Genomic DNA, 21,852 nt, shown 5'->3' on the forward strand with positions numbered 1-21,852 from the left:
AAAAACGGCGGTGTTAATTCGCATCTGTTCGGTAATCCGTGATAACCGAATTGTTCAGAATAAAGCGTGATGCGGTGGTGGTTTTATTTGGCAATAATTGATTTGCAGCGTCGGTGAATAAATCAGGGGGGATATGTCGCATTTAAAAACTGACTGGCTGTGTGTTGCTACCGAAGGGGATACCGTTGACGGCAGAGAGATTAAACGCCAGTGGATTATCGATATGGGGGAAACCTACGACTATAACCACTATGTCGCTTTGATCTGGCCTGAACACGAGGATGATTGCGGTAATTTTGGGGAGGTGCTGGAAGCCACCTGGCATGATGGTGATGACGGACTGGCGCGGCTTTACGTCAGCCTTTGCCCGAATATGCGATTAATATTCGCCAACCATGAAGATCAGCTCCTGTTCTTCTCGATTGAACCGGAAGAAAACTGGCGCGGTAGTGGGCGTACATACCTCAAGGGGCTGGCGGTTACAGATACTCCCGCCAGTGTTGGCACCACACGGCTGCGCTTTAGTAGTCGGCGCAAAAAATTATCTAAGCAGGGATATTACAGTTGTGTGATTTCCCGTGATGGAAAAATTAAACAGGAAATACAAATGAAGAACTGGCAAAAATTGTTTGGTATTAAACCGAAGTTTGAAGATGAAACGCCGCCTGATGATACCGCGCAGGGTGATGATAAGTTACAGGCGCTGGCCAACGCGGTAAACGAGCTGGAAGGCCGTGTGGCCAAAATTGAAAATCAGCTCAATGATGTTCAGGGTGATGTGGATACCATTGCGGAAGTGGTCGATACCGAAGAATTTGCGGCTATTCGTGATAATGCAAAAGATATCGTTAAACGTTTTAACGATCTGGGTAATAAATCCACCCGTACACCAGGGCGTAAGATTTCAGAAAAAGCGGGTAAGTTTAATTTCCTGTAATACGTTCTGACGTTAATTAGTACAAAACATTTTTATTATCGCTTAATCGCGAGGGAGTTTTATGCACCTTAATAATCGTGCACGGGATTTACTGGATAAATATTCGAGTGGTATGGCGCAGCAGTTTGGCGCACGTGATACCAGTCGTTATTTCTCCCTGAATGACCCTCAGGAAAACGCGCTGCGTCTGGCGCTGCTGGAGTCCGTGGAGTTCCTGAACATGATCACCTGTCTGGATGTTGACCAGCTGAGTGGCCAGGTGATTTCTGTTGGTTCCTCCGTGCTGCATACCGGCCGCAGTGAAAATGGCCGCTTTGTTCGTCAGGTTGGCGTGGACGGCAATGACTATTCACTGGTGGAAACGGACAGCTGCGCCGCACTGCGCTGGGATCTGCTTTCGGTCTGGGCCAATGCCGGTAAGGACGAAAACGAGTTTTACAACCTGGTCCAGGCGTTTACCACACAGGCGTTTGCGCTGGATATGCTGCGTATTGGTTTTAACGGTAAGAGCCGTGCCAAAACGACGAATCCAACGGATAACCCGAACGGCGAAGATGTCAATATCGGCTGGCATGAGCGTATGAAAACGCTGCTGGGTGGTAATCAGATTATGACCGATCCGGTCGTGCTGGATGAGGCCGGGGATTACAAGTCACTGGATGCAATGGCTTCAGACCTGATTAACGCCAAGATTCCTGCCCAGTTCCGCAATGACCCGCGCCTGGTGGTTCTGGTCGGTGCTGATCTGGTTGCTGCTGAACAATACCGACTGTATCAGGCCGCAGACCGCCCGACTGAGAAAATCGCGGCGCAGATGCTGGGCAGCACTATTGCTGGCCGTCCTGCTGTTATCCCGCCGTTTATGCCGGGTAAACGTATGGTCGTCACGCCGCTTTCTAATTTGCATATCTACACCCAGCGCAACACCCGCATGCGTAAGGCGGAATTTGTTGAAGACCGTAAGCAGTTCGAAAACAAATACCTGCGTAATGAAGGCTATGCGGTTGAAGTGCCGGAGTTGTATGCGGCCATTGATGAATCCGCCGTGACCATCGGCAAGGTTTCCGAACCAGCAGAGGGCTGATAAATGGCACTTTCTCCCGCGCAGCGTCACAGCCAGCGCATTGCGATGGAACAAAAGCTGAAACGCAGTCAGGCACTGGAAACCACAGAAAGCATGCACCTGCTGATTAAGGCGCTGGAAACGGATGTGGAACATGCCCGTAACCTGCCGACAATCGCGGATCGCGTTGAGTTTAAGCGGGATGTGTTGCTGCCGCGCTGGACACCGACTGTGGAAGCGTATCTGGAAAGCGGGCAGGTGTATGCCAACCCGGTATTTGCCTGGTGTGTTATCTGGCTGTTTGACGTGGGCGATCTGGATAAGGCGCTGGACTGGGCTGACATTGCAATCAGCCAGCAGCAGGCAACCCCGGATCGGTTGCGCAGCAATTTTCCCACGTTTGTGGCCGATACGATGCTGGCCTGGGCGCAGGAAACATCCGGGCGCGGGGAAAGTGTTGAACCGTATTTTTCCCGCACATTTGAGCGTGTCGCCAGTACCTGGCGGCTGCATGAACAGGTTACGGCCAAGTGGTTCAAGTTTGCCGGGCTGGAGCTGCTGCGCGGCGAAGATGGCCAGACAACGGCCGCGAGTGTGGACGACATTGAAACGCTGGAGAAAGCCGATCAACTGCTGGCCACCGCAGAAAAATTCTATTTAAAAATCGGCGTCAGAACGGCACGGCAGACGATTGCCGCCCGTATCCGAAAACTGACGCAGGGGTAAAGACTACCGCAAGCCAGGCGGACGCGGTGGAGGGCAGAACACTCCGTGTGTCACTGTGCCGTGGAAACCGGTCGGTCCGCCTTTTTCGGGGGAATTATGTTTAGCGGAAAACCGCTGGATTATCAGGATGAGCCGCTGACGAATAACGGGTTCTGGCCGGATCTGAATCTGAAGGACTTTCAGGCGCAGCGGTCACTGCCAGCCGATATCGACGCGGACACCATCAGTCAGGCGCTGCTGGCCGCAGTCGCGGAGGTGAATGCCGAGCTGGAAAACGTGGAGGCCAGCTGGAAAGCAAAAGGCCACACGCTGGCGGCAGATGTTCCGGGCGTAAAAATGGGCGGGCTTAACAGTCTGTGTGCCCAGTACATGAAAGCGGTATTTGCCAGGGCAAAAGCGGATCTGCTGGGGGAGTTCGCCACTGTCGGGCGACGTGAAACCCATCCAGGGCAGGAGAGTATGGAAACCCGCGCCGGGCTACTGGCTGAGGCTTCAGTGGTTATCCGCCGCATGAAGGGGCTTAAACGGGCAACGGTGAAAAAAGTATGAGCCAGACACAGCTTGAGAGCCTGACCGCATTTTTTCAGCAAAACGTGCCGCCGCGCGCCATGCAGTCATTTGACAGTGTGCTGGATGAAATGAAGTTCATCCCCGCCGCGAAGGATTACGGGCTGGGACAGTACCGCCAGGCGGTGATTCGCTATGACGCGGTAATCAGCTGGCAGCGTTTCCCGTACCGCCTGTGTCCGCCGCAGTTGCTTATGTCGCTGCTGGCCGCGTGGCTGGATGAGGCTGACAGGGAATTACTGGATGAAGTCGGCCTGACTGAAGCTGAACCGGACTGGGATGTGTCAGTGGAGGATGAGGAAACCGCCACCATTGTGCTGACGGTACCAATGGCGGAAGAACTGGTGATCAGGGAGGACGAAAACGGGGCGATCCCGTGGCAGGGGAAACGCTGGTCGCTGGTTAACCCTGAAGTCTGGATAGCGATCACCGCCAATATTTATGGCGTGGATGAAACCGGTGCGCCGGTAGGCGGTAACGAATGATTGCCGGTGGCGAGCTGAATAAAAAACAGCTGGCAGAGTTGCGTAAATCACTGGCCAGCATGGAGCTGCCGCCAAAAAAGCGCCAGCGTCTTATCTGGAGGCTGGCCAAATACGGCGTGATTGCCGCCGCAAAACGGCATGTCCGTAATCAGGAAGCACCGGATGGCCAGAAATGGCCGGAGCGTAAAACGAAGCGCAAAGGGAAGATGCTGCGGAACCTGCCAAAACTGCTGCATATCCGTGAAATGCCAGAGATTCAGGCGGTACGGATTTATTTGCAGGGTGGTGGCTACCGGAACGGGGAAACGCCGGTACCGGCCGGGACAGTCGGATATGCGCAACAAAACGGGATGCGCGTCAGTGTCAGCCGTCGCAGCCAGCCACGGAAGGTGGAGGCCGGAAAAATGGCCACGCCAGCCCAGGCCAAAAAACTGCGGGCGCTGGGGTACCGAGTACGCACCGGTAAACGCTGGAAAAAGCCCACGCTGGGCGAGTTAACCCAAACGATGCCATACAGCCGGGCGGGGCTACTGATTCGAAAACTCAGCGGTAAGGCGGTGAAAACCAGCTGGACAGTGGATCTTCCTGCCCGTGTCTTTCTGGGCATGAGTGACGATGAATTTGATAACGCGCTGGCGCGTCAGCTTCAGGCCATCGGCTTTGGCTGGGATGTTAAGGCGCAGGATATTAAGGGGAAAACATGACCTGGCCAAACGTGACCGTGAACCAGGTAAACCAGCTGCTGGGTGAAACCAATGAAGTAGAACGCACGCTGCTGTTTATCGGTACGGGTACCAAAAATGTGGGGAAAACGCTGGCGGTGAATGCTCAGAGTGATTTTGATGCACTGCTGGGAGAAGGGGAAAGCCCGCTGAAAAACGATGTTCTGGCGGCACTGGCAAACGCCGGTCAGAACTGGTGGGCATTTATGCATGTGCTGCCCGCAGATGCTGAGGACGATGCCTGGGTAAAAGCGGTACTGGCCGCACAGGTGGTGTGTTCAGTGGAAGGGGTGGTGCTGTCCAGTGATGTGACGGCAAAAGCCCAGGTGAATCAGGCGGCGACGTTACGATCCACGCTAATTTCCAAATATGGGCGCTGGGTGTGGTTCATCCTGGCCGTGCAGGGAATGCAGGAGGAAGAAGCCCAGGCGGATTACCTGACCCGTGTGTCTGCCATTCAGGACGGTATTGCAGAGAAGGCGGTGCAACTGGTCCCGCGTTTGTGGGGAAATGAGCCGGGTGTGCTGGCTGGCCGTCTTTGCAGTCGTGCCGTGACTATCGCGGACAGTCCTGCCCGTGTGAAAACCGGGGCGCTGCTGAATCTGGGCAGTGATGAAATGCCGGTTGATGGTACCGGGGCGGTACTGGAGCTGGCCACGCTTCAGGCACTGGAAGCCCAGCGCTTTAGTGTGCCGATGTGGTACCCGGACTATGACGGTTTTTACTGGGCTGACGGGCGGACGCTGGATGTGGAAGGCGGCGATTACCAGTCGATTGAAACCCTGCGTGTTGCCGATAAAGCGGCGCGTCGTGTTCGTCTGCTGGCTATCAGCAAAATTGCGGATCGTTCACTGAACAGCACTCCTGGCAGCATTGCTGCACACCAGACGCTGTTTGCACGTCCACTGCGTGAAATGTCCACAGCGGCCAGTATCAATGGCGTGTCATTTCCGGGGGAAGTAAAGCCGCCGCAGGACGGTGACGTGACCATTGTCTGGAAGAACAAAAAGACGGTGGATATTTATCTGGTGGTACGCACCTGGGAAGTTCCGCTGCAAATCACCATCAGTCTGTTACTGGATGCCAGTCTGGAGGGCGCTGCATGAGTAAACGTATTTCGGGTATGTCGTTTGATACCTATCTTGACGGCGATCTGATCCACATCGAGAAAATCACACTCGATATCACGGATAACAGCGCCGCTGCCCAGACCCGTGGTGTGCCGGATGGCCATGTTGATGGTGATGTGGCCGCAGAGGGAGAAATTGAAGTCAGTTCCAAAGTGCTGGGCGTACTGACGGCCAAAGCCCGCGCCGCAGGTTCGTGGCGTGGTATTCCGCCGCTGGATTTTCTTTTCTATGCCAAAGCGGGCAGCGAAGAAATGAAAGTGGAATCGTTCGGCAACAAACTCCAGCTAAGTAATCTGCTGGATATCGATCCAAAGGGCGGCGGTGTGGCGACACACAAAATCAAATATTTTGTGACCAGTCCCAAGTTCGTGAACATCAACGGTGTGCCGTATCTGGAAGCGGAAGCCACGGAAAACCTGATCGGATAAGGAAGCCGGAATGCAGGAACATGAAAAGAGCCTTTATTCACTGCTGATTATGGGGGCGCTCATTGCTGTTGCGAAGGTGCTGGCCAGTGATGATCCCATTACACCGCGCCTGTTTATCAGCCGTGTGATCCTGGGCAGTTTTGTTTCAGTCATCGCTGGCGCGGTGCTGATTCAAATCCCGGAGGCCAGCCCGCTGGCAATTCAGGGACTGGGGGCAGCGCTGGGTATTGCAGGTTATCAGGCTGTTGAAATGTGGCTGCGCAGACGTGCAGCGGGAAAGAAGAACGGGAGCGTGACAAATGACCCTGAGTGAAAAGCAGCAGCTGTTTACCGTCATGGTGGCCAACCTGATCCACTGGGCAGAAGAACGCGGCTACCGGATGACGTTTGGTGAAGCGTACCGCACCCCGGAACAGGCGGCGCTGAACGCGAAGAAGGGCAGCGGCATTTCGAACAGTCTGCACACCCAGCGTCTGGCCGTGGATTTTAATCTGTTTGTAAATGGCCAGTACCAGACCCGTACAGAGGACTATCTGCCGTTGGGTGAATACTGGGAATCACTGGGCGGAAGCTGGGGCGGGCGCTTCAAATCCAGACCGGATGGTAATCATTTCAGCCTGGAACATAACGGGGTGCGCTGATGAGTCACGCGCAGTGGCTGGTTGTGGTGGCGCTGGCGTTTGTCTGGGGCTGGCTGACAGCTGACTGGCGGCGCGACAGTCTGGAGCTGGCAATCAACACGGCGGCGCAGGTGGCAGGTAATGAATCGCGAAAGGTTATGCAGGGCATTGCCAGTGATTCCGCCAGGTCGCTGGAAGATAAACTGGAGGCGCTAAGAAATGCGCAACCGCGAGAGATCCGCACGGAAGTGCTTAAGCCGGTTTTTACTAACAGGTGCCTGTCTGATGAGTTTGTCAGCATGTACAACAGCGCCGTCGCCGGTACCGAACGTGCGTTATCAGGAAAACCTGAAAACACGATGCGCCACGCAGCTGCCGCGCCTGAACGGGGCAACAGGTAAAGATGCAGCGGAACTGCTGACTGTTTACCTTGAAATATATGGTCAGTGTGCGGCGCGTCATAATCAGTTAGTTGATGAAATTAATTTAAGAGAGCGTGTTATTTATGGAAAAAATTAAACTGTGTGTTTGTGGTGCGGATATTGTTTTTGAACCTAATCAGACTGCCTACAATAAACTGATTAATGAAATGGCGATGGATAATAAAGTTGCACCTGCAAATAATTATCTGATGCGTATTGTTACCCCGGAAACTAAAGAAGCACTGATTGACGTATTAAAACGTCCGGGTGCAGCGTTGCAACTGGTCAGTAAGGTTAATGATATTTACGCGCCGGAACTGGAGATTGAAGTAAAAAACTGACAAAGCGAGTCCATGATATTGAACGAAATGGACTCGAACAGTATTTAATTCTCCGTCGTCATTATTTACCACATGGTCAGGATTCTGTTGACGATATTGCTGCCGCTATATGGCTGGATAACCGTCACTGGGAATATACGGGAATAGCCGTGGCTAATGGTGTGGCTAAAGCATTTAAAGGCACTGAATGAAACAGTTAGATTTTACATTAAGCCTTATTGATAAATTGTCCCGCCCGTTAAAACAGGCGCAGGGCAACGTAACGGGCTTTGCTGAAAAATCAAAAGAAGCCTTTATGCAAATTGGCGGCGGTGTTCTGGCGCTGGCGGGTACAGGGATGGCCATTAAAGGTGCGCTGATGCCCGCCATTGAAATGTATGACGCGCTGAATGATGCGGCCGCAAAAGGGATCGATGATTCTGCGCTTAAGGCCGTTCAGCGTGATGCGCTGCGCTTCAGTACGACATACGGCGCCAGCGCAGTGGAGTTTGTACAGTCCACGGAAAGTATAAACGCCTCTATTGCCGGGCTGACCGGGAATGAGCTGCCGAAAGTGACGAAAGTCGCTAATACCCTGGCGTTTGCGCTTAAATCCACCGCTGCGGAAACCGCTGAGTTTATGGGGCAGATGTTCGGTAACTTTTCCGCCGATGCCAACCGGCTGGGCAAAGTTGAGTTTGCTGAACAACTGGCCGGAAAAATGGTGTATATGCGCAAAACCTTTGGCACGGAAATGGCCGCTATCAAGGATTTGATGGAAGGGGCGCGCGGCGTGGGTACTAACTACGGCGTGGGGCTGGATGAACAGCTGGCCGTGCTGGGACAGCTTCAGCGGACACTGGGCACGGAAGCCAGCAGCGCTTATGAAGGCTTTATGACCGGAGCCATTGAGGGCGGTAAAAAGCTGGGGATGTCCTTTACGGATTCCACCGGCAAAATGCTGTCCATGCCTGAAATGCTGATCAAGTTACAGGGCAAGTATGGCAAAAGCCTGGAAGGGAATCTGAAAGCCCAGGCTGAACTGGATGCGGCATTTGGTGACAGTTCGGCTGTGGTGAAACACCTTTATGGCAATGTGGCGCTGCTTCAGCGCAATATCACAGAGCTGGGCGGTGCTGATGGTCTGAAGCGTACCCAGGAAATGGCGCAGAAAATGGTGAAGCCGTGGGATCGCTTTGTCGCAATCCTGAAGGCTATCCAGACCGTAATCGGCCTGACGTTGATCCCGGTGCTCTATCCGGTTCTGAACCGCCTGGCTGATATGGGACAGACCTTTGCCCGCTGGATGCAGTTGTTTCCCAACATTGCGCGTGTTGTCGGGTATGCGGCAATGGCCCTACTCAGCTTTGCGGCTGTGGGCGCAGTCGCCAACATCGTGATGGGTGTCTCCAGATTCATCATGATAGGGTTGCGCGGGATCTGGGTAGCGCTGACGGCCGTCACGAAGGTCTACACCGCTGCTGTCTGGCTGGGGAACATTGCTGTGATTGCCTGGAACGCCACGCTGAAATTTCTGCGCGGTACGTTGCTGGCGGTTCGTATGGCGGCAATGATGGCCGGGATAGGTATCAATCTGATGAGCTGGCCGATCCTGCTTGTGATTGGTGCCGTTGCCTTACTTGCTGCCGGTTGCTGGCTGCTGATTAAACACTGGGACACGGTAAAAAACGCGGTCATGGATACCGCTGCATTTCAGGCATGCGCCAGGGTAGTGGCATGGCTTGCCGGGGTGTTTGCTTCAGCCTGGCAGTTTATCAGCGAAGGCTGGAACAGTTTTATTTCCATGCTGACAGGGTTTTCTCCTTCTCAGGCATTAAGCGGGCTGGCCACGGGCATTGTGTCATTGTTTGATAATGTCTGGCTGTCGGTTAAAAACGGCTTTCTGAAATCATGGAACTGGATTGTAAGTAAATTAAATAATATTCCGGGTGTTGATATTGAACTGGCGGGCGCTGCTTCAGCGGGTATCGCTAAAAATGAAACAGCGGTGTATCCGGTACCAGAGTTAAAACAATCCGCAAAAGCTGAAGGCGCACTTCCTGCGGTGACGCAAAATAGTTTCACCCCAGACAGGCTTTTAACCGGAGGTGAATTAAAAGGCATTGAGAAGGGCGGAATTACCAAGACGATTAACAGTAATGCTAAGTCCGTGACCGACAATAGCCGGAAAATTGACACGGTAAATATTTATCCGAAAGAAATGATTACACCCGGTCAGTTAATGGAATTTCAGGAGCTGGGCGCATGAGTGAGAGCCTTTATATTGATTTGCTTATTCAGGGCGGTGATTTTGTTCTGAATACCGGATATGAACCTGAACTGTGTAATAACCGTAAAAGTATCGGGCAGGACATTATTCATTCCATTATTGAAAGCGGGCTGGCAACGGAACTGATTGCCGAACGCAGCCCAACAATGCGGGTGGATATTTTTACCCGTATGGAATTACTGATTGAAGATGATGAACGGATTATTCCGGGAACAGTGGAAATTAGTGAGGAAAGCCAGAAACGATTATGGATAACGGCCAGCACCTATGATTTTGGCGGCATTTCTGCGCAGGTGGATTTATGACAGAAAAACCGCAGGTTGATTTTGAGGAAGTGGTGAAGGCCAGCGGGATGCCGGTGACAGAAACTGAAGTGCGTGATCGCTTTAATGCGATTGCGGCTGAGGAGGGCATTATCACCAACACATCCCGTATGTCACCGTTCTGGCGCTTAATCACAGCCATTGTGACTGCACCGGTGATGTGGCTGAAAGATGTTCTGGTGTTCACGGTGCTGGCCAATATGTTTGTGGCTACGGCCAGCGGGAGCATGTTGCGTCTGCTGGCCTGGGCGGTGAACGTGACGGCGAAACCCGCCAGCGCTGCACAGGGTGTGATCCGCTTCTTTAAAGAGGATACCAAAGCCGTTGTGACGGTTAAGGCCGGGACGGTTATCCAGACTGAACGCATTAACGGCAGGGTGTACGAACTGGCGACCACAGCCGATGTGGTGATCCCTTCCGGCACGGCCAGCGCCTTGCTGCCAGTGAAAGCCACCGGAGCCGGGGGAGCCTATAACCTTGCGCCAGGTTATTACCGCATTCTACCTGTGGCCGTTGACGGCATCAGCCATGTGGCCAGTGAGGAAAACTGGCTGACGGTGCCGGGTGCCGATGAAGAAAGTGATGATGAACTGCGCGAACGCTGCCGCAACCAGTTCAACCTGGTGGGCAATTACCACACGGATGCGGTTTACCGTTCAATGATTGCCGGTGTTGCCGGGCTGAGTATTGACCGGATTTTCTTTGAACATGAAGCACCGAGGGGACCGGGTACCGCAAACGCCTATTTATTGCTGGACAGCGGGGTGGCTTCCGCGCCGTTTGTGAATGCGGTGAATGATTACATCAACACGCAGGGACACCACGGCCACGGCGACGATATGCAGTGTTATGCCATGCCGGAAACCCGTCACGATCTGGCCGTTACTGTGTATGTCAGAAATCTGGCCAACCTGACAGACGATGAACGGAACAGCCTGAAGGCCGGGATTGAAAACATGATCCGCTGTGCTTTTCGTGAAAACGCTGATTTTGACGTCAGAAAGACGTGGCCATATTCGCGGTTCTCGTTTTCTCAGCTGGGACGGGAGATCCACAAAACCTTTGCGCTGGCGGATTCGTTGTCCTTTTCACTGGGTGATATTACCAGTGAGCTGAATGTGCCGCGCCTGAAGTCACTGGTAGTGAGTCTTGAGAATGAATGAGTTCATGAAAAAGCTGGCCGGGATGGTGCTGCCTTCCTGGATGAATCAGGGGGAGCCGAACAAGCTGCTGAAAACAGCCCGGCGATTCTGGGCGGAGGTTTACGGCTGGATAACCTGGCCACTGAACCAGTTTGATCCGCTGACCTGCGCACCGGCATTACTGAACCTGCTGGCGTATGACCGGGACATAACCCGCTTTGATGGTGAGCCATTGAGTCTGTTCCGCAAACGGGTGGCGTTTGCCTTCGTGAATGCGCGTGATGCCGGTTCCGTTGAGGGATTTATCAACATCTTTGAACGGCTGGGCATTGGATATGTGGAGCTGCTGGAGCGTCAGCCGGGTATTGACTGGGATGTGATCCTGGTACGTGTGACAGACAGCCAGATAGCGGACAACACGCAGCTGCTTATCCAGATAATCCGACAGTACGGGCGAACATGTCGCCGCTATCAGTTTGAGGTGATCACATCGGAAAAAATGGCTATCAGAGCCGGATGGGATCAGGGGGAATACGTGGTTTACCCGGCTTCGTTAGCAGGGACGGAAACCCACAGCGCGACATTCAGCGCAGGTTTGTAAGGAGTTTTTTATGTCACAGACAGCTATCACGCTGGCATTTGAGCACTGGAAAGCGCAGCAGGGTGCAACCGGCGAGCCGGTGTTACTGGATGAATTTGTGTTTGCGAATGTGCCTGGACTGAACCCGGATACACCCGTTGACCGGAATGAAGCACTGCCACCTGTGGAGCAGATTGTGCACCGGCAGCCTGTTACCCGCACTGGCGTGGTGAACGAAAATGGCGTGGTGTATTCCGCCGTTCTAGGCGCTGATGTGGGCGATTTCAGTTTCAACTGGATCGGTCTGCTGAATAAGGTCAGCGGCACCCTGGCCATGATTGTTCATGCGCCCTTACAGCAAAAGCTGAAAACAGCGGAAGGGCAGCAGGGGAATGTGCTTACCCGTTCGTTTCTGATGGAGTACAACGGCGCACAGACTGAAACCGGGATTAATACACCGGCTGAGACCTGGCAGATTGATTTCACGGCGCGTATGGCCGGAATGGATGAACGTCAGCGCCTGGAAAATGTGGATATTTACGGCGCTGCGGCATTCTTTGGCGATGGCTGGCTGGTCGGTAAAACGGGCAATCAGTTCTTTGTTACCAAAGGCACCGGGTACGTGGCGGGACTGCGTACGTCACTGGCTGACAATCAGAATATCACTGTGACGGTAAAGCCAGTCAAAGTCTGGCTGGATGTGTGCTGGACGGGATCGCTGACCAGTGTCTGGAATGTTCAGAGCAAAATCACGGTGGCGGAAAACCTGGCTGATTACGTGCAGAACGGTGTGCAGCATTACGTGTTTGCTGTGGCCAGTATTGATGTAAATAGCAATATCACTGATTTACGGCCAAAAGGAACGCTGAACGAACAACAGGCCAGCGATGCGCTGAAAAAGCATGAGCAGTCCCGAAATCACCCGGATGCCTCAACCAGCGAAAAAGGGTTTGTGCAGCTAAGCAGTGCCACAGACAGCGTATCTGAGATGCTTGCCGCGACCCCGAAAGCGGTAAAGGCAGCATATGACCTTGCCAGTGGTAAATATACGGCTCAGGACGCGAGCACAGCGAAAAAAGGACTAGTGCAACTCAGCAGTGCCACCGACAGTGTATCTGAGATACTTGCCGCCACCCCAAAGGCAGTAAAAGCCGCGAATGATAATGCTAATGGCCGTGTGCCGTTCGGACGCAAAGTTAACGGACATGCTTTGTCTGCTGACATTAATTTATCAGCAGATGATGTTAAGGCATTACCGATTACAGGTGGTAACGTGACCGGACCCGTTGCAGTGCTTAATGGAAACGGAAAGAGGTTACGACTTGAAAATGCAGGAAATCCTGCGGAGAGCTTCTATGTGGTACTTACCGGCACAGATGAAAGGCCATGCCTGATAGAGTTCAAAGACGATACTTCATATCATTTTTTCAGTCAGCGTAATCCAGATGGTACGATTACCTTTCAGGCCGCAGGTAAAATGATACCTCGGGATTATTCTAACTTCGATGCGAAATATCAGTCGAAGGGGAATTATGCTGTTAAAGGGGATTCATACACTAAATCAGAGACAAATGAAAAGTTTGAAAACGCAAAGATAAGTGGAGTTGGTCCTTTTTCTTTTCTTGATAAAACTTCAGGTCTGATATTAAAGGCCGCTGGAGTTACATTTGCCACCGATGGTGACAGGGTGACATTCCCCGAAGCATTTCCGAATATTTGTCGTGCGGTAGTGTTGACACTGAACGGAACCGCAGGTGAGACGAACAGAAATATAGTAGCAACAAATGTGAGTCGCACAGGGTTTAGCATCGCTCGTGGTAATAATGAAGCTGGTGTGTTCTGGATGGCAATAGGTATTTGAGGTGAATGTGAAAGAACGTTATTTTTACAGCCCAGGCGAAAGAGGTTTTTTCCCTTATTCTATGAAGGAAATATATGAAAAAAGCCATACTGGTTGGCCATCTGATGCAAAAGAGATAACGGAAGAATTATACAGTTCTCTTTTAGCTGGGCAGGAGGCCGGGCAGGAAATTATCACCGGGGATAACGGACTACCAGAGCTTAGCAAATCCGGACCTGATTTTATTAGGGAAGCCGAGTTTAAAAAATCCCGGTTAATGCAAATTGCTACCGATGCGATCGCCCCATTACAGGACGCAGTTGATCTGGGTATTGCAACAGAAGCGGAAGCGGCACTTTTACTGGCGTGGAAAAAATACCGCGTTCTGCTTAATCGTATTAATCCAGAAGATGCGCCAGATATTAACTGGCCGGAGGTGCCTGATGTGGCGTGAAGCACATCTGGCGTTTACTGACTCACTGGCTGCGCTGAATTGTTCGGTTGTTCCGGCGCATCCGTGGATTAATGGTCTGGGGCAGCAGACGGATAACGGGGCATATCTCAGCCCGGTGAATGCCGTCCGCTATCTTGCTGAAAGGCTGGCCGGAACGGGCGGGAATGCCGATGTGATGATCATGATGGTGACAGGCCAGACGCATGAGAATTTTATGACCCGTCTCAACGGTCTGGTCGATGTTTTCCCGGCACCAGCATTCATGCAGGTCAAGCGCCTGGCACAATCCGCTGCGGCGCTGGCCATCGAAAAAATGCAGATCCCCGCTAAAGCCGGGGCGGGGTTGCCGGTGGCCATTCCGCTGTCTGTCCCAACCAGCAGGGCGGCATTGTCTGCGGCAGCTGTCAGCCAGGCACAAAAAGCGGCCAGCGCAGGGTTCAGCCTGGACGGGCTAAAGCAGCAACTGGGCGAGTTCGCGCAGCTGCGTGACAGCCTGATCAGTGATGTGGCCAGCGGGCTGAATGATTTGCAGGGCAAAAGTGCCAGGGCGTGGGTGTTTACCAGCATCGGTGATACGGCCACCACGCTGCTGGAACTGGTCAAGGATATCCCGCAACCGTCAGCCGTCTACACAGCGGCGGTGATGCTGGTCGGTGACAATCTGGATGGAATAAAGGGAATGATTCATGACTTCGATCCCAACGCTGGCGCTTAATGGCGAGGCTATCCAGCTGAAAAACATGCGCGTGACCGTCTCGCAGCAGTTTCAGGATAAAGACCAGTCTGGCCAGACAAGCGCCACAACCAAATCAGAACAGGGGGCAAAAGGGAAAGAGCTGCGTATCAGTGGTGAAATTCCTTTTAAAAGTCCGGAGATCCTGAAGCGTATTTTTGAACTGGCCAGCGCCACGGATGCCGGAGGCAACCGCCAGAAATACCGCGTGGCGCATGAAGTGGCCAGAGCCGTGAATTTTCGCGAGGCGACATTCAGCGGGACACTTGATGCTCCGCAGCAGGACGGGAAAATGGCCTGGCTGGTCACGTTTACGCTGGCAGAACATATCAGCGTGCAGGAAAAGCGGGAAGCCAGGGCAACAGGCAAAACGTCTGCCAAAAAACAGACAGCCGGTAATGCGGGACAATCTGGCGGCCAGAGTGCCGACGAAGATGAAGAAAAACTGACGTGGTTTGAAAAACGGGTGCTGAAACCCGTCAATGATGCTTTGGGTTAATGATGAAACCAGTTAAACGCCTGTACCTTTCAACGGATGAAGTTCACCTGGCTGATGCCAGCCTGGTGCTGGAGCTGAACAGCTGCGGCCGGGGATTTATCACAGCACAGACAGCCACGGATTACACCGGGAAACTGGTGCGTCTGGATGTTGGGTATTCCGATCTGCTGTTGCGCTGGTTTACTGGTTATGTGGAACGCTCACAACCCGCCGAAAACGGTTTTCAGCGTCTGTTTGTGCGCGAACTGGTCGGCGTATTTGAAAGGATGTGGCCATGTTCATTTCAGCACCCCACTTTGCGCAAGGTAGCCAGCTGGCTGGAGGAAAACAGCGGAATTGCTGTCAGTGTGTCGGATGCCTCTTACAGCGATAAACCGATCCCCCATTTTACCCATAACGGCACGGGCTATCAGTTGCTGAATAATCTGGGCAGGGCGTTCAGTATCCCGGATTACATCTGGTACCAGTTACCGGATGGTTCCCTGTATGTGGGCGGTGCGGAAAAAGCGATGTTTGCCGGTCGCCCGGTAGATATTCCGGCTGAGTTCAGCCAGGGGGCTGCTGGCGGTAATTCCATTACACTGCCGGTGATCCAGAGCTTGCGGCCGGGTGTGGAGCTGAACGGGGAGCGCGTGACCAAAGTTCATCTTACCAATGACACCATGGTCATCACCTGGACACCCAGAAACCGCGCGACAGGTCAGCCATTACAGAAAACACCGGCACAGCGCCAGATTGAAAGCCATTACCCGGAGCTGGCTTCCGGGCTGCACCTGCCAAAACTGGCCAGAGTGGTGGCACCCAGTGAAACTGTGAAAAGCGGTAATTTTGCCGATCCGTTCCGGCCGCGCTATGCCGTTGATGTGCAGCTGCTTGATGCAGACGGCAACCCGGATAACCAGACACCGGTGTATTCTGCGGTGCCGCTGCCGGTACCTATGGCCGGGAATGACTCCGGCATGTTCCAGTTCCCGCCAGAAGGGACGCTGGTTGAAGTTGCGTTTACCGGAGGTCGCCCGGATAAACCGTTTATCAGGCAGACATTGCCGGATGGTACCAGTCTGCCGGATATTAAACCCGGCGAGCAGCTGCAACAGCAGCGGGCGGAAGTGTCGCAGCGTGTCACCCAGGCTGGCGACTGGGTGAGGCAGACCGATCAGACCATCAGCGAAACATCGATGGCGCGGACGGTCAAGGCTGATACGGAACAGCGTGATCTGGTCAGCCGTGAAACGACAGTTAAAGCCACTGACAAAACCACTGTACTGGGTACTGCCACCCTGATGGCCGGAGCCATTCAGCAGGTCAGTGCCGGTGATTTTAGCCAGGCCGTGAAGGGCAACCGGCTGGCCAGCATTGAGGGGAATGACGAAGCCGATATAACCGGCAAACAATCCACGAAAGTGGCCGGTGCAGTGGATGTTGATGTGGGGGGAACCCTGACAGAAAAGATTGCCGCATTGCGTAAATCGGTGGCGGCGGGCGGCCAGCAGATTATGGGGCCAACCGTCCATATTGGCAGTGAGAGCGTCAACACCCTGACCATGATGCTGGACACCATTGATTTACTGGCAGAGCTGGCGCAGCAGTGTGCGAGCCATTCACACCCCAGCGTAGGTACGCCAACTAATGCCGGCGCATTCACACAGACGGCAGAGAAGGCAGGACAGACCCGGAGTAAGTACCAGAAAATAATCGCCTGATCATCCCATCAGCCCGTGCATAATGCGGGCTTTGTCGTTTGCTCAGTTCCTTGTTAGGATTGTTGCGATAGGATTATTGCTGACTCAAAGGATAGGAAAAGGGATATGAAAAATTTCATTATGTTAGCTGTAGGCGCAGCAGTTTCATTCAATGTGTTAGCCGCTGAAGTTTTTACTGTGCCAACGGATACGAAGGCTAGCTATACGGTCTTAGAGAAGACGCGTACCGGTGATATGGCTACGATAACAACCAAGAGAGAGGGACCATCTGGAGTGTCATATTCTAAGCGCTTGTACGACTGTACGGCCTCGACAGTCAAGTATCTTGGAAGCGGTGACACTATCGAGCAAATGAATGGCTCAGCACCAGATCCAAATATGGCACCTATAATTGACCGTTCAATTGCATACTATGTTGGTCAGAAAGCCTGCCGATAACCATAGCTTCATATCAGTTGATATAAATTGAGTATTCCGCTAACCCGCACAATGCGGGTTTTTTTGTGCCAGTTAACAGGCGGCACAGAACGCACACTGTACGCATTGCAATGCTCGGATACCACACGAGACACCTCAATAGGATCAAATGCACAGCGAAGCACTGACGGCTCTACATGCTGACAAAAGAAATACTTCACAGACAAAAACGGCACTACACCGCACCCGCCTGCGGTTTCTTGATCTAGAAAATTTTTCAGTTTTCTTTTTCTACAAACCAGACTGCTAGGTAGCGCCATTGCTGGCGACTTGTTGGAAAACTCAAACTGAAAAGATTGAAAAAAATTTCAGTGTTTTTCAGTGAAAAGGATCTTTGGAGGATCTGCTATAATTCATAACCAGCAGATAAATAAGATAAAAATTTATTTTATGTGACTTGTGTAAGAGTAAGCAAAGACTTAATTCAGGTATCTGCAAATTTGGAAGTGCCAGACGTGGTGTGGCTTTGCGATAAAATTACTCACGTTGCTGGACTGAAAAATATTGCACGGGTTACTCTCTGAATACATACAGTATTGTGAGAGGTAAATCGTGAAAGGTTTTATTTTTGGCGATGCTGTATTCAGGGTTTTGACCATTTGACATGTACTTCAGCCAGCAGGGACTACTTGAAGCCTAAAGCTTTTGAGTCAATGAATGAGCCGAGGGTGCTGTGTTTCGGCTCACGGTATACATGCTTAATCTAATTCGACGAATTTGTAACTGTTGAATGCCATACTTAATTCAACAGTTTTGCAGCGACTTCCTGCTTCTTTATTCATCTCTAATACGGCCTTCTTAATGGCTCGCTTATTTGCATCACTCATTCGCACCCCCATATAAACTTTTGTAATTTGACGCCGCGAAAAATTGTGAATACCCTCTTCCAAAGAAAATGCCCTCACCTCCTTTTCGTAGCTCCATTGTGAGCTTTTTGAATATGCAATATTAATCCCCTCTATAACTCCATCTTTATCATAGAGAGGGGGACGGTCATCGGTATAATCTACATAAAATGGAAGAACAAACATCATGTTAGGTGTTTCTTGTGCAATTGCTTTTGCAATCATGTCAGAGGATTGGAATTCTATTACACAGCCTTCATGTTCATCCGCGTAGTGTGCCCACATTGGAACTGATAAGGGGTCTTCGCTAAAGCAGGTTATTGCTAGGTTTTTCGAAACCATTCGATGAATAACCCCATCTTTTCCTGTTCGTCTCATGTTCCTGAGATTTTTATCAATGAGTTTCTTGGGCGCTTTATGTTCTAATCTGAACTGCGTATTTAGCCTTTTATAGACCTTATCCCATCCTTTTTCTGGCAGAGAGGGATAGCAGTCGAAAGGGTCGTTGAAATCTATGGGTCTAGTGAACATTAGAGTACCCAGTGAGATAACCTTCATGCCATCTTCAAACTTAAGATACTTGTAAAATTTTTTGCAAGGTCGGTCTCTGAAAGTAGTACGTTTTGCGTCCATAAGATTTTCCTTTGTTATTCCAACTCTCGCTGATTTTTGTAACGAAAGTCCCATTAACAGCAGGCATAGGTTGACCGTAGCCGTGAGCGTGGCAGAAATCCCTCGCGACACTTTTGCGACACCCATCAAGCAGATGCAAAAAAGCCACTTGCTAGAAGTGGCTTAATTATATGATTCTAAAGCTAAAATTTGGTGGCCCCTGCTGGACTTGAACCAGCGACCAAGCGATTATGAGTCGCCTGCTCTAACCACTGAGCTAAGGGGCCGTGGCGGTGGATTATAAAGTAACTCCGCGTTGCAATCCAGACATAAGCGTACGGATGCTGTTTTTATAAACAATGTATTTTCAGTCCGTTATACTTGTTCCTCTGATGTATTGATGGGAGTAATTATGGTTAAGGACATACTGGCACCGGGGCTGCGGGTGGTGTTTTGCGGCATCAATCCGGGGTTGTCTTCCGCAGGTACAGGATTCCCCTTTGCACATCCCGCTAATCGCTTCTGGAAGGTCATCCATCAGGCGGGATTCACCGATCGCCAGCTCAAACCCGAAGAGGCACAACACCTGCTGGACTTCCGTTGCGGGGTGACTAAATTTGTCGACAGACCGACGGTGCAAGCCAATGAAGTGAAGCTACAGGAGATGCGCAACGGCGGTCGTAAGCTCATTGATAAAATAGAGGAGTATCAGCCTGCCGCACTCGCAATCCTTGGGAAGCAGGCATTTGAGCAGGGCCTCAGCCAGCGTGGGGCGCAGTGGGGAAAACAAACGCTGACTATTGGCGCGACGCAAATATGGGTTTTGCCGAATCCCAGCGGGTTAAGCCGGATTACGCTGGATAAACTGGTGGAGGCGTATCGGGAAGTGAATGACGCCCTGGCCAGGCGGGGACTATAAAGAAAAACGCCACCTTGCGGTGGCGTTTATGCTTATGCGGCGAGATTAATCGTCGAGGAAGCTACGCAGCACTTCAGAGCGGCTCGGGTGGCGCAGTTTACGCAGCGCTTTCGCTTCGATCTGACGGATACGTTCGCGGGTAACGTCGAACTGTTTACCGACTTCTTCCAGCGTGTGGTCGGTATTCATATCGATACCGAAACGCATACGCAGAACTTTCGCTTCACGGGCGGTCAGGCCAGCCAGAACGTCGTGCGTTGCGGCACGCAGGCTCTCGGTGGTAGCAGAATCCAGCGGCAGCTCGAGGGTGGTATCCTCGATGAAATCACCCAGATGCGAATCTTCATCGTCGCCGATCGGCGTTTCCATGGAGATAGGCTCTTTAGCGATCTTCAGCACTTTACGGATCTTGTCTTCCGGCATCAGCATGCGTTCAGCCAGCTCTTCCGGCGTCGGCTCGCGGCCCATCTCTTGCAGCATCTGACGGGAGATACGGTTGAGCTTGTTGATGGTCTCAATCATATGTACCGGGATACGGATGGTACGTGCCTGATCCGCGATCGAGCGGGTGATCGCCTGACGGATCCACCAGGTTGCATAGGTAGAGAACTTGTAACCACGACGGTATTCAAACTTATCAACCGCTTTCATCAGACCGATGTTACCTTCCTGAATCAAATCCAGGAACTGCAGACCACGGTTGGTGTATTTCTTGGCGATAGAGATAACCAGACGTAAGTTCGCTTCAACCATCTCTTTTTTCGCACGGCGGGCTTTCGCTTCACCGATGGACATGCGACGGTTGATGTCTTTAACCTGCTCGATGGTCAGGCCGGTTTCTTCTTCAATCTGCTGCAGTTTCTGCAGTCCGCGGTGAACATCATCTGCCACGTCGTGCAGTTTTTCAGACCACGGTTTGTTCATCGCGATTGCCGCGTTGAACCAGGTTTCGCTGGTTTCGTTGCCAGTGAACAGGGTGATGAAGTTTTTCTTCGGCATTTTGCACTGCTCAACGCAGAGCTTCATGATCAGACGTTCCTGAGTACGCACGCGGTCCATCATGACGCGCATGCTGTTTACCAGGTAGTCGAACTGCTTCGGCACCAGGCGGAACTGTTTGAACACTTCAGACAGCTTCTGAATTTCTTCCTGCGCGGCAGCATGGCTGCGGCCTTTCGCTTTGATGGTGTCGCGAGTGATTTCGTACTGAGTACGCAGTTCACCGAATTTTTCACGCGCTAATTCAGGGTCGATGCTGTTGTCGTCATCGCTGCTGTCGTCGTCATCTTCTTCATCTTCGTCTGCATCGTCATCCATCTCTTCCTGAGAGAGCTCAGAACCGACGTGTGTCGCCGTTGGCGCCATGTCTTCTTCCGCGTTCGGATCGACAAAGCCGGTGATCAGATCGGAAAGACGCGCTTCTTCAGCTTCTACACGATCGTATTGCTCAAGCAGGTAGGTGATGGCTTCCGGGTATTCGGCAACGGAGCATTGAACCTGGTTAATCCCGTCTTCGATGCGTTTAGCGATGTCGATTTCGCCTTCACGGGTTAACAGTTCAACGGTACCCATTTCACGCATGTACATGCGGACCGGGTCAGTTGTACGACCGATTTCGGACTCAACGCTGGACAGAACCTGGGCAGCCGCTTCTTCCGCGTCTTCATCGGTGCTGTTGGAGGTTTCAGCAAGCAGCAGATCATCGGCATCAGGTGCTTCTTCCATCACCTGAATACCCATGTCATTGATCATTTGGATGATGTCTTCGATTTGATCTGAATCGACGATATCTTCCGGCAGATGGTCATTGACCTCGGCATAGGTCAGATAGCCTTGCTCCTTACCACGTTGGACAAGTAGCTTCAGCTGTGACTGCGGGTTTTGCTCCATAAGACGGTATCCACACTTAATTCGTTTGATTGGTGTTGGGCGGTAAAACCGCCAACGGCAAAACGAGGGCATACTTATATTTTGCCGCTGCCTCTCCGTGCGGCTGTCGGGGGCTTCCCGAGCGA

General features: G+C 52.1%; 27 protein-coding genes and 1 tRNA gene. 25 read left to right on the forward strand and 3 right to left on the reverse strand.

Annotated elements, in window-relative coordinates; translation table 11 throughout:
• Positions 1-133: 133 nt before the first annotated feature.
• The 24 genes from OGV65_RS24705 to OGV65_RS24815 all read left to right on the forward strand — a co-directional run bounded on the left by OGV65_RS24705 (position 134) and on the right by OGV65_RS24815 (position 17,422).
• Positions 134-937, forward strand: a complete 804-nt coding sequence (locus OGV65_RS24705; RefSeq protein WP_286455548.1) for a GPO family capsid scaffolding protein — start codon at positions 134-136, stop codon at positions 935-937.
• A 61-nt stretch (positions 938-998) separates the two neighbouring features.
• On the forward strand, positions 999-2,021 hold the full coding sequence (locus OGV65_RS24710) for a phage major capsid protein, P2 family (RefSeq protein WP_003838043.1): 1,023 nt from the start codon (positions 999-1,001) through the stop codon (positions 2,019-2,021).
• A 3-nt stretch (positions 2,022-2,024) separates the two neighbouring features.
• Entirely contained in the window at positions 2,025-2,726 is a 702-nt protein-coding gene (gene gpM, locus OGV65_RS24715) for a phage terminase small subunit (protein ID WP_003838045.1), read from the forward strand.
• 96 nt (positions 2,727-2,822) lie between these two features.
• On the forward strand, positions 2,823-3,275 hold the full coding sequence (locus OGV65_RS24720) for a head completion/stabilization protein (RefSeq protein WP_024143839.1): 453 nt from the start codon (positions 2,823-2,825) through the stop codon (positions 3,273-3,275).
• Positions 3,272-3,778 carry a phage tail protein gene (locus OGV65_RS24725; protein ID WP_021293728.1) on the forward strand — a complete coding sequence of 169 codons (507 nt, stop codon included), beginning with the start codon at positions 3,272-3,274 and terminating at the stop codon, positions 3,776-3,778. The genes OGV65_RS24720 and OGV65_RS24725 overlap by 4 nt, the downstream gene beginning before the upstream one ends.
• A complete protein-coding gene (locus tag OGV65_RS24730) occupies positions 3,775-4,482 on the forward strand; it encodes a hypothetical protein (RefSeq protein WP_286455549.1) in 708 nt (235 codons plus the stop codon). The genes OGV65_RS24725 and OGV65_RS24730 overlap by 4 nt, the downstream gene beginning before the upstream one ends.
• The gene (locus OGV65_RS24735) at positions 4,479-5,606 is read left to right on the forward strand and encodes a DUF2586 domain-containing protein (RefSeq protein WP_239042701.1); all 1,128 of its coding nucleotides are present in this window, start codon (positions 4,479-4,481) and stop codon (positions 5,604-5,606) included. The genes OGV65_RS24730 and OGV65_RS24735 overlap by 4 nt, the downstream gene beginning before the upstream one ends.
• On the forward strand, positions 5,603-6,058 hold the full coding sequence (locus tag OGV65_RS24740; RefSeq protein WP_000044253.1) for a phage protein: 456 nt from the start codon (positions 5,603-5,605) through the stop codon (positions 6,056-6,058). Before OGV65_RS24735 ends, OGV65_RS24740 begins: the two co-directional genes overlap by 4 nt.
• 10 nt (positions 6,059-6,068) lie before the next feature.
• Complete coding sequence (locus OGV65_RS24745; RefSeq protein ID WP_001738730.1) at positions 6,069-6,371, forward strand: phage holin family protein; 303 nt, start codon at positions 6,069-6,071, stop codon at positions 6,369-6,371.
• Positions 6,358-6,699: a M15 family metallopeptidase gene (locus OGV65_RS24750; RefSeq protein WP_286455550.1), complete on the forward strand. Its 342-nt coding sequence runs from the start codon at positions 6,358-6,360 to the stop codon at positions 6,697-6,699. Before OGV65_RS24745 ends, OGV65_RS24750 begins: the two co-directional genes overlap by 14 nt.
• Positions 6,699-7,079, forward strand: coding sequence for a hypothetical protein (locus OGV65_RS24755; protein WP_275213487.1), 381 nt, complete (start codon positions 6,699-6,701; stop codon positions 7,077-7,079). Before OGV65_RS24750 ends, OGV65_RS24755 begins: the two co-directional genes overlap by 1 nt.
• On the forward strand, positions 7,009-7,197 hold the full coding sequence (locus OGV65_RS24760) for a hypothetical protein (RefSeq protein WP_112902434.1): 189 nt from the start codon (positions 7,009-7,011) through the stop codon (positions 7,195-7,197). Before OGV65_RS24755 ends, OGV65_RS24760 begins: the two co-directional genes overlap by 71 nt.
• Positions 7,184-7,441 (forward strand): putative phage tail assembly chaperone, encoded by a 258-nt coding sequence (locus tag OGV65_RS24765; protein WP_286455551.1) that lies wholly within the window; start codon positions 7,184-7,186, stop codon positions 7,439-7,441. The genes OGV65_RS24760 and OGV65_RS24765 overlap by 14 nt, the downstream gene beginning before the upstream one ends.
• A 47-nt stretch (positions 7,442-7,488) precedes the next feature.
• Complete coding sequence (locus tag OGV65_RS25580; protein WP_370922079.1) at positions 7,489-7,632, forward strand: DUF6890 family protein; 144 nt, start codon at positions 7,489-7,491, stop codon at positions 7,630-7,632.
• Positions 7,629-9,689, forward strand: a complete 2,061-nt coding sequence (locus tag OGV65_RS24770; RefSeq protein WP_286455552.1) for a phage tail tape measure protein — start codon at positions 7,629-7,631, stop codon at positions 9,687-9,689. Before OGV65_RS25580 ends, OGV65_RS24770 begins: the two co-directional genes overlap by 4 nt.
• Positions 9,686-10,015: a DUF2590 family protein gene (locus tag OGV65_RS24775; protein ID WP_286455553.1), complete on the forward strand. Its 330-nt coding sequence runs from the start codon at positions 9,686-9,688 to the stop codon at positions 10,013-10,015. Before OGV65_RS24770 ends, OGV65_RS24775 begins: the two co-directional genes overlap by 4 nt.
• A complete protein-coding gene (locus OGV65_RS24780) occupies positions 10,012-11,196 on the forward strand; it encodes a baseplate J/gp47 family protein (protein ID WP_286455554.1) in 1,185 nt (394 codons plus the stop codon). Before OGV65_RS24775 ends, OGV65_RS24780 begins: the two co-directional genes overlap by 4 nt.
• Positions 11,189-11,776 carry a phage tail protein gene (locus tag OGV65_RS24785; protein WP_286455555.1) on the forward strand — a complete coding sequence of 196 codons (588 nt, stop codon included), beginning with the start codon at positions 11,189-11,191 and terminating at the stop codon, positions 11,774-11,776. Before OGV65_RS24780 ends, OGV65_RS24785 begins: the two co-directional genes overlap by 8 nt.
• Before the next feature lie 10 nt (positions 11,777-11,786).
• Positions 11,787-13,616 (forward strand): tail fiber protein, encoded by a 1,830-nt coding sequence (locus OGV65_RS24790; protein ID WP_286455556.1) that lies wholly within the window; start codon positions 11,787-11,789, stop codon positions 13,614-13,616.
• Between the two features lie 7 nt (positions 13,617-13,623).
• Positions 13,624-14,049: a tail fiber assembly protein gene (locus OGV65_RS24795; protein WP_286455557.1), complete on the forward strand. Its 426-nt coding sequence runs from the start codon at positions 13,624-13,626 to the stop codon at positions 14,047-14,049.
• Positions 14,039-14,764 carry a hypothetical protein gene (locus tag OGV65_RS24800; protein WP_286455558.1) on the forward strand — a complete coding sequence of 242 codons (726 nt, stop codon included), beginning with the start codon at positions 14,039-14,041 and terminating at the stop codon, positions 14,762-14,764. The genes OGV65_RS24795 and OGV65_RS24800 overlap by 11 nt, the downstream gene beginning before the upstream one ends.
• Positions 14,736-15,281: a baseplate complex protein gene (locus OGV65_RS24805; protein WP_286455559.1), complete on the forward strand. Its 546-nt coding sequence runs from the start codon at positions 14,736-14,738 to the stop codon at positions 15,279-15,281. Before OGV65_RS24800 ends, OGV65_RS24805 begins: the two co-directional genes overlap by 29 nt.
• Positions 15,281-16,984 (forward strand): hypothetical protein, encoded by a 1,704-nt coding sequence (locus OGV65_RS24810; protein ID WP_286455560.1) that lies wholly within the window; start codon positions 15,281-15,283, stop codon positions 16,982-16,984. Before OGV65_RS24805 ends, OGV65_RS24810 begins: the two co-directional genes overlap by 1 nt.
• A 105-nt stretch (positions 16,985-17,089) precedes the next feature.
• On the forward strand, positions 17,090-17,422 hold the full coding sequence (locus tag OGV65_RS24815) for a hypothetical protein (RefSeq protein WP_001738742.1): 333 nt from the start codon (positions 17,090-17,092) through the stop codon (positions 17,420-17,422).
• 737 nt (positions 17,423-18,159) lie between these two features.
• Here the strand turns inward: OGV65_RS24815 and OGV65_RS24820 are convergent.
• Positions 18,160-18,939 (reverse strand): DUF2971 domain-containing protein, encoded by a 780-nt coding sequence (locus OGV65_RS24820; RefSeq protein ID WP_191222140.1) that lies wholly within the window; start codon positions 18,937-18,939, stop codon positions 18,160-18,162.
• A 190-nt stretch (positions 18,940-19,129) separates the two neighbouring features.
• Positions 19,130-19,205, reverse strand: a tRNA-Ile gene (locus tag OGV65_RS24825).
• 125 nt (positions 19,206-19,330) lie between these two features.
• Between OGV65_RS24825 and mug the strand changes: the two genes are divergently transcribed.
• Positions 19,331-19,837: a G/U mismatch-specific DNA glycosylase gene (gene mug, locus OGV65_RS24830; RefSeq protein ID WP_200079848.1), complete on the forward strand. Its 507-nt coding sequence runs from the start codon at positions 19,331-19,333 to the stop codon at positions 19,835-19,837.
• 45 nt (positions 19,838-19,882) lie between these two features.
• Here the strand turns inward: mug and rpoD are convergent, their stop codons facing one another.
• On the reverse strand, positions 19,883-21,727 hold the full coding sequence (rpoD, locus tag OGV65_RS24835) for an RNA polymerase sigma factor RpoD (protein WP_016154549.1): 1,845 nt from the start codon (positions 21,725-21,727) through the stop codon (positions 19,883-19,885).
• Positions 21,728-21,852: the final 125 nt, after the last annotated feature.

The sequence above is a fragment of the Citrobacter sp. Cb004 genome (genome assembly GCF_030337065.1).
Lineage (GTDB): Bacteria > Pseudomonadota > Gammaproteobacteria > Enterobacterales > Enterobacteriaceae > Citrobacter > Citrobacter braakii.

What these genes read in the sequence shown, in the direction of transcription:
- OGV65_RS24705 (WP_286455548.1), top strand. Translation starts at nt 134, where the DNA reads ATGTCGCATTTAAAAACTGACTGGCTGTGTGTTGCTACCGAAGGGGAT.
- OGV65_RS24710 (WP_003838043.1), top strand. Translation starts at nt 999, where the DNA reads ATGCACCTTAATAATCGTGCACGGGATTTACTGGATAAATATTCGAGT.
- gpM (WP_003838045.1), top strand. Translation starts at nt 2,025, where the DNA reads ATGGCACTTTCTCCCGCGCAGCGTCACAGCCAGCGCATTGCGATGGAA.
- OGV65_RS24720 (WP_024143839.1), top strand. Translation starts at nt 2,823, where the DNA reads ATGTTTAGCGGAAAACCGCTGGATTATCAGGATGAGCCGCTGACGAAT.
- OGV65_RS24725 (WP_021293728.1), top strand. Translation starts at nt 3,272, where the DNA reads ATGAGCCAGACACAGCTTGAGAGCCTGACCGCATTTTTTCAGCAAAAC.
- OGV65_RS24730 (WP_286455549.1), top strand. Translation starts at nt 3,775, where the DNA reads ATGATTGCCGGTGGCGAGCTGAATAAAAAACAGCTGGCAGAGTTGCGT.
- OGV65_RS24735 (WP_239042701.1), top strand. Translation starts at nt 4,479, where the DNA reads ATGACCTGGCCAAACGTGACCGTGAACCAGGTAAACCAGCTGCTGGGT.
- OGV65_RS24740 (WP_000044253.1), top strand. Translation starts at nt 5,603, where the DNA reads ATGAGTAAACGTATTTCGGGTATGTCGTTTGATACCTATCTTGACGGC.
- OGV65_RS24745 (WP_001738730.1), top strand. Translation starts at nt 6,069, where the DNA reads ATGCAGGAACATGAAAAGAGCCTTTATTCACTGCTGATTATGGGGGCG.
- OGV65_RS24750 (WP_286455550.1), top strand. Translation starts at nt 6,358, where the DNA reads ATGACCCTGAGTGAAAAGCAGCAGCTGTTTACCGTCATGGTGGCCAAC.
- OGV65_RS24755 (WP_275213487.1), top strand. Translation starts at nt 6,699, where the DNA reads ATGAGTCACGCGCAGTGGCTGGTTGTGGTGGCGCTGGCGTTTGTCTGG.
- OGV65_RS24765 (WP_286455551.1), top strand. Translation starts at nt 7,184, where the DNA reads ATGGAAAAAATTAAACTGTGTGTTTGTGGTGCGGATATTGTTTTTGAA.
- OGV65_RS24770 (WP_286455552.1), top strand. Translation starts at nt 7,629, where the DNA reads ATGAAACAGTTAGATTTTACATTAAGCCTTATTGATAAATTGTCCCGC.
- OGV65_RS24775 (WP_286455553.1), top strand. Translation starts at nt 9,686, where the DNA reads ATGAGTGAGAGCCTTTATATTGATTTGCTTATTCAGGGCGGTGATTTT.
- OGV65_RS24780 (WP_286455554.1), top strand. Translation starts at nt 10,012, where the DNA reads ATGACAGAAAAACCGCAGGTTGATTTTGAGGAAGTGGTGAAGGCCAGC.
- OGV65_RS24785 (WP_286455555.1), top strand. Translation starts at nt 11,189, where the DNA reads ATGAATGAGTTCATGAAAAAGCTGGCCGGGATGGTGCTGCCTTCCTGG.
- OGV65_RS24790 (WP_286455556.1), top strand. Translation starts at nt 11,787, where the DNA reads ATGTCACAGACAGCTATCACGCTGGCATTTGAGCACTGGAAAGCGCAG.
- OGV65_RS24800 (WP_286455558.1), top strand. Translation starts at nt 14,039, where the DNA reads ATGTGGCGTGAAGCACATCTGGCGTTTACTGACTCACTGGCTGCGCTG.
- OGV65_RS24805 (WP_286455559.1), top strand. Translation starts at nt 14,736, where the DNA reads ATGACTTCGATCCCAACGCTGGCGCTTAATGGCGAGGCTATCCAGCTG.
- OGV65_RS24810 (WP_286455560.1), top strand. Translation starts at nt 15,281, where the DNA reads ATGATGAAACCAGTTAAACGCCTGTACCTTTCAACGGATGAAGTTCAC.
- OGV65_RS24815 (WP_001738742.1), top strand. Translation starts at nt 17,090, where the DNA reads ATGAAAAATTTCATTATGTTAGCTGTAGGCGCAGCAGTTTCATTCAAT.
- OGV65_RS24820 (WP_191222140.1), bottom strand. Translation starts at nt 18,939, where the DNA reads ATGGACGCAAAACGTACTACTTTCAGAGACCGACCTTGCAAAAAATTT.
- mug (WP_200079848.1), top strand. Translation starts at nt 19,331, where the DNA reads ATGGTTAAGGACATACTGGCACCGGGGCTGCGGGTGGTGTTTTGCGGC.
- rpoD (WP_016154549.1), bottom strand. Translation starts at nt 21,727, where the DNA reads ATGGAGCAAAACCCGCAGTCACAGCTGAAGCTACTTGTCCAACGTGGT.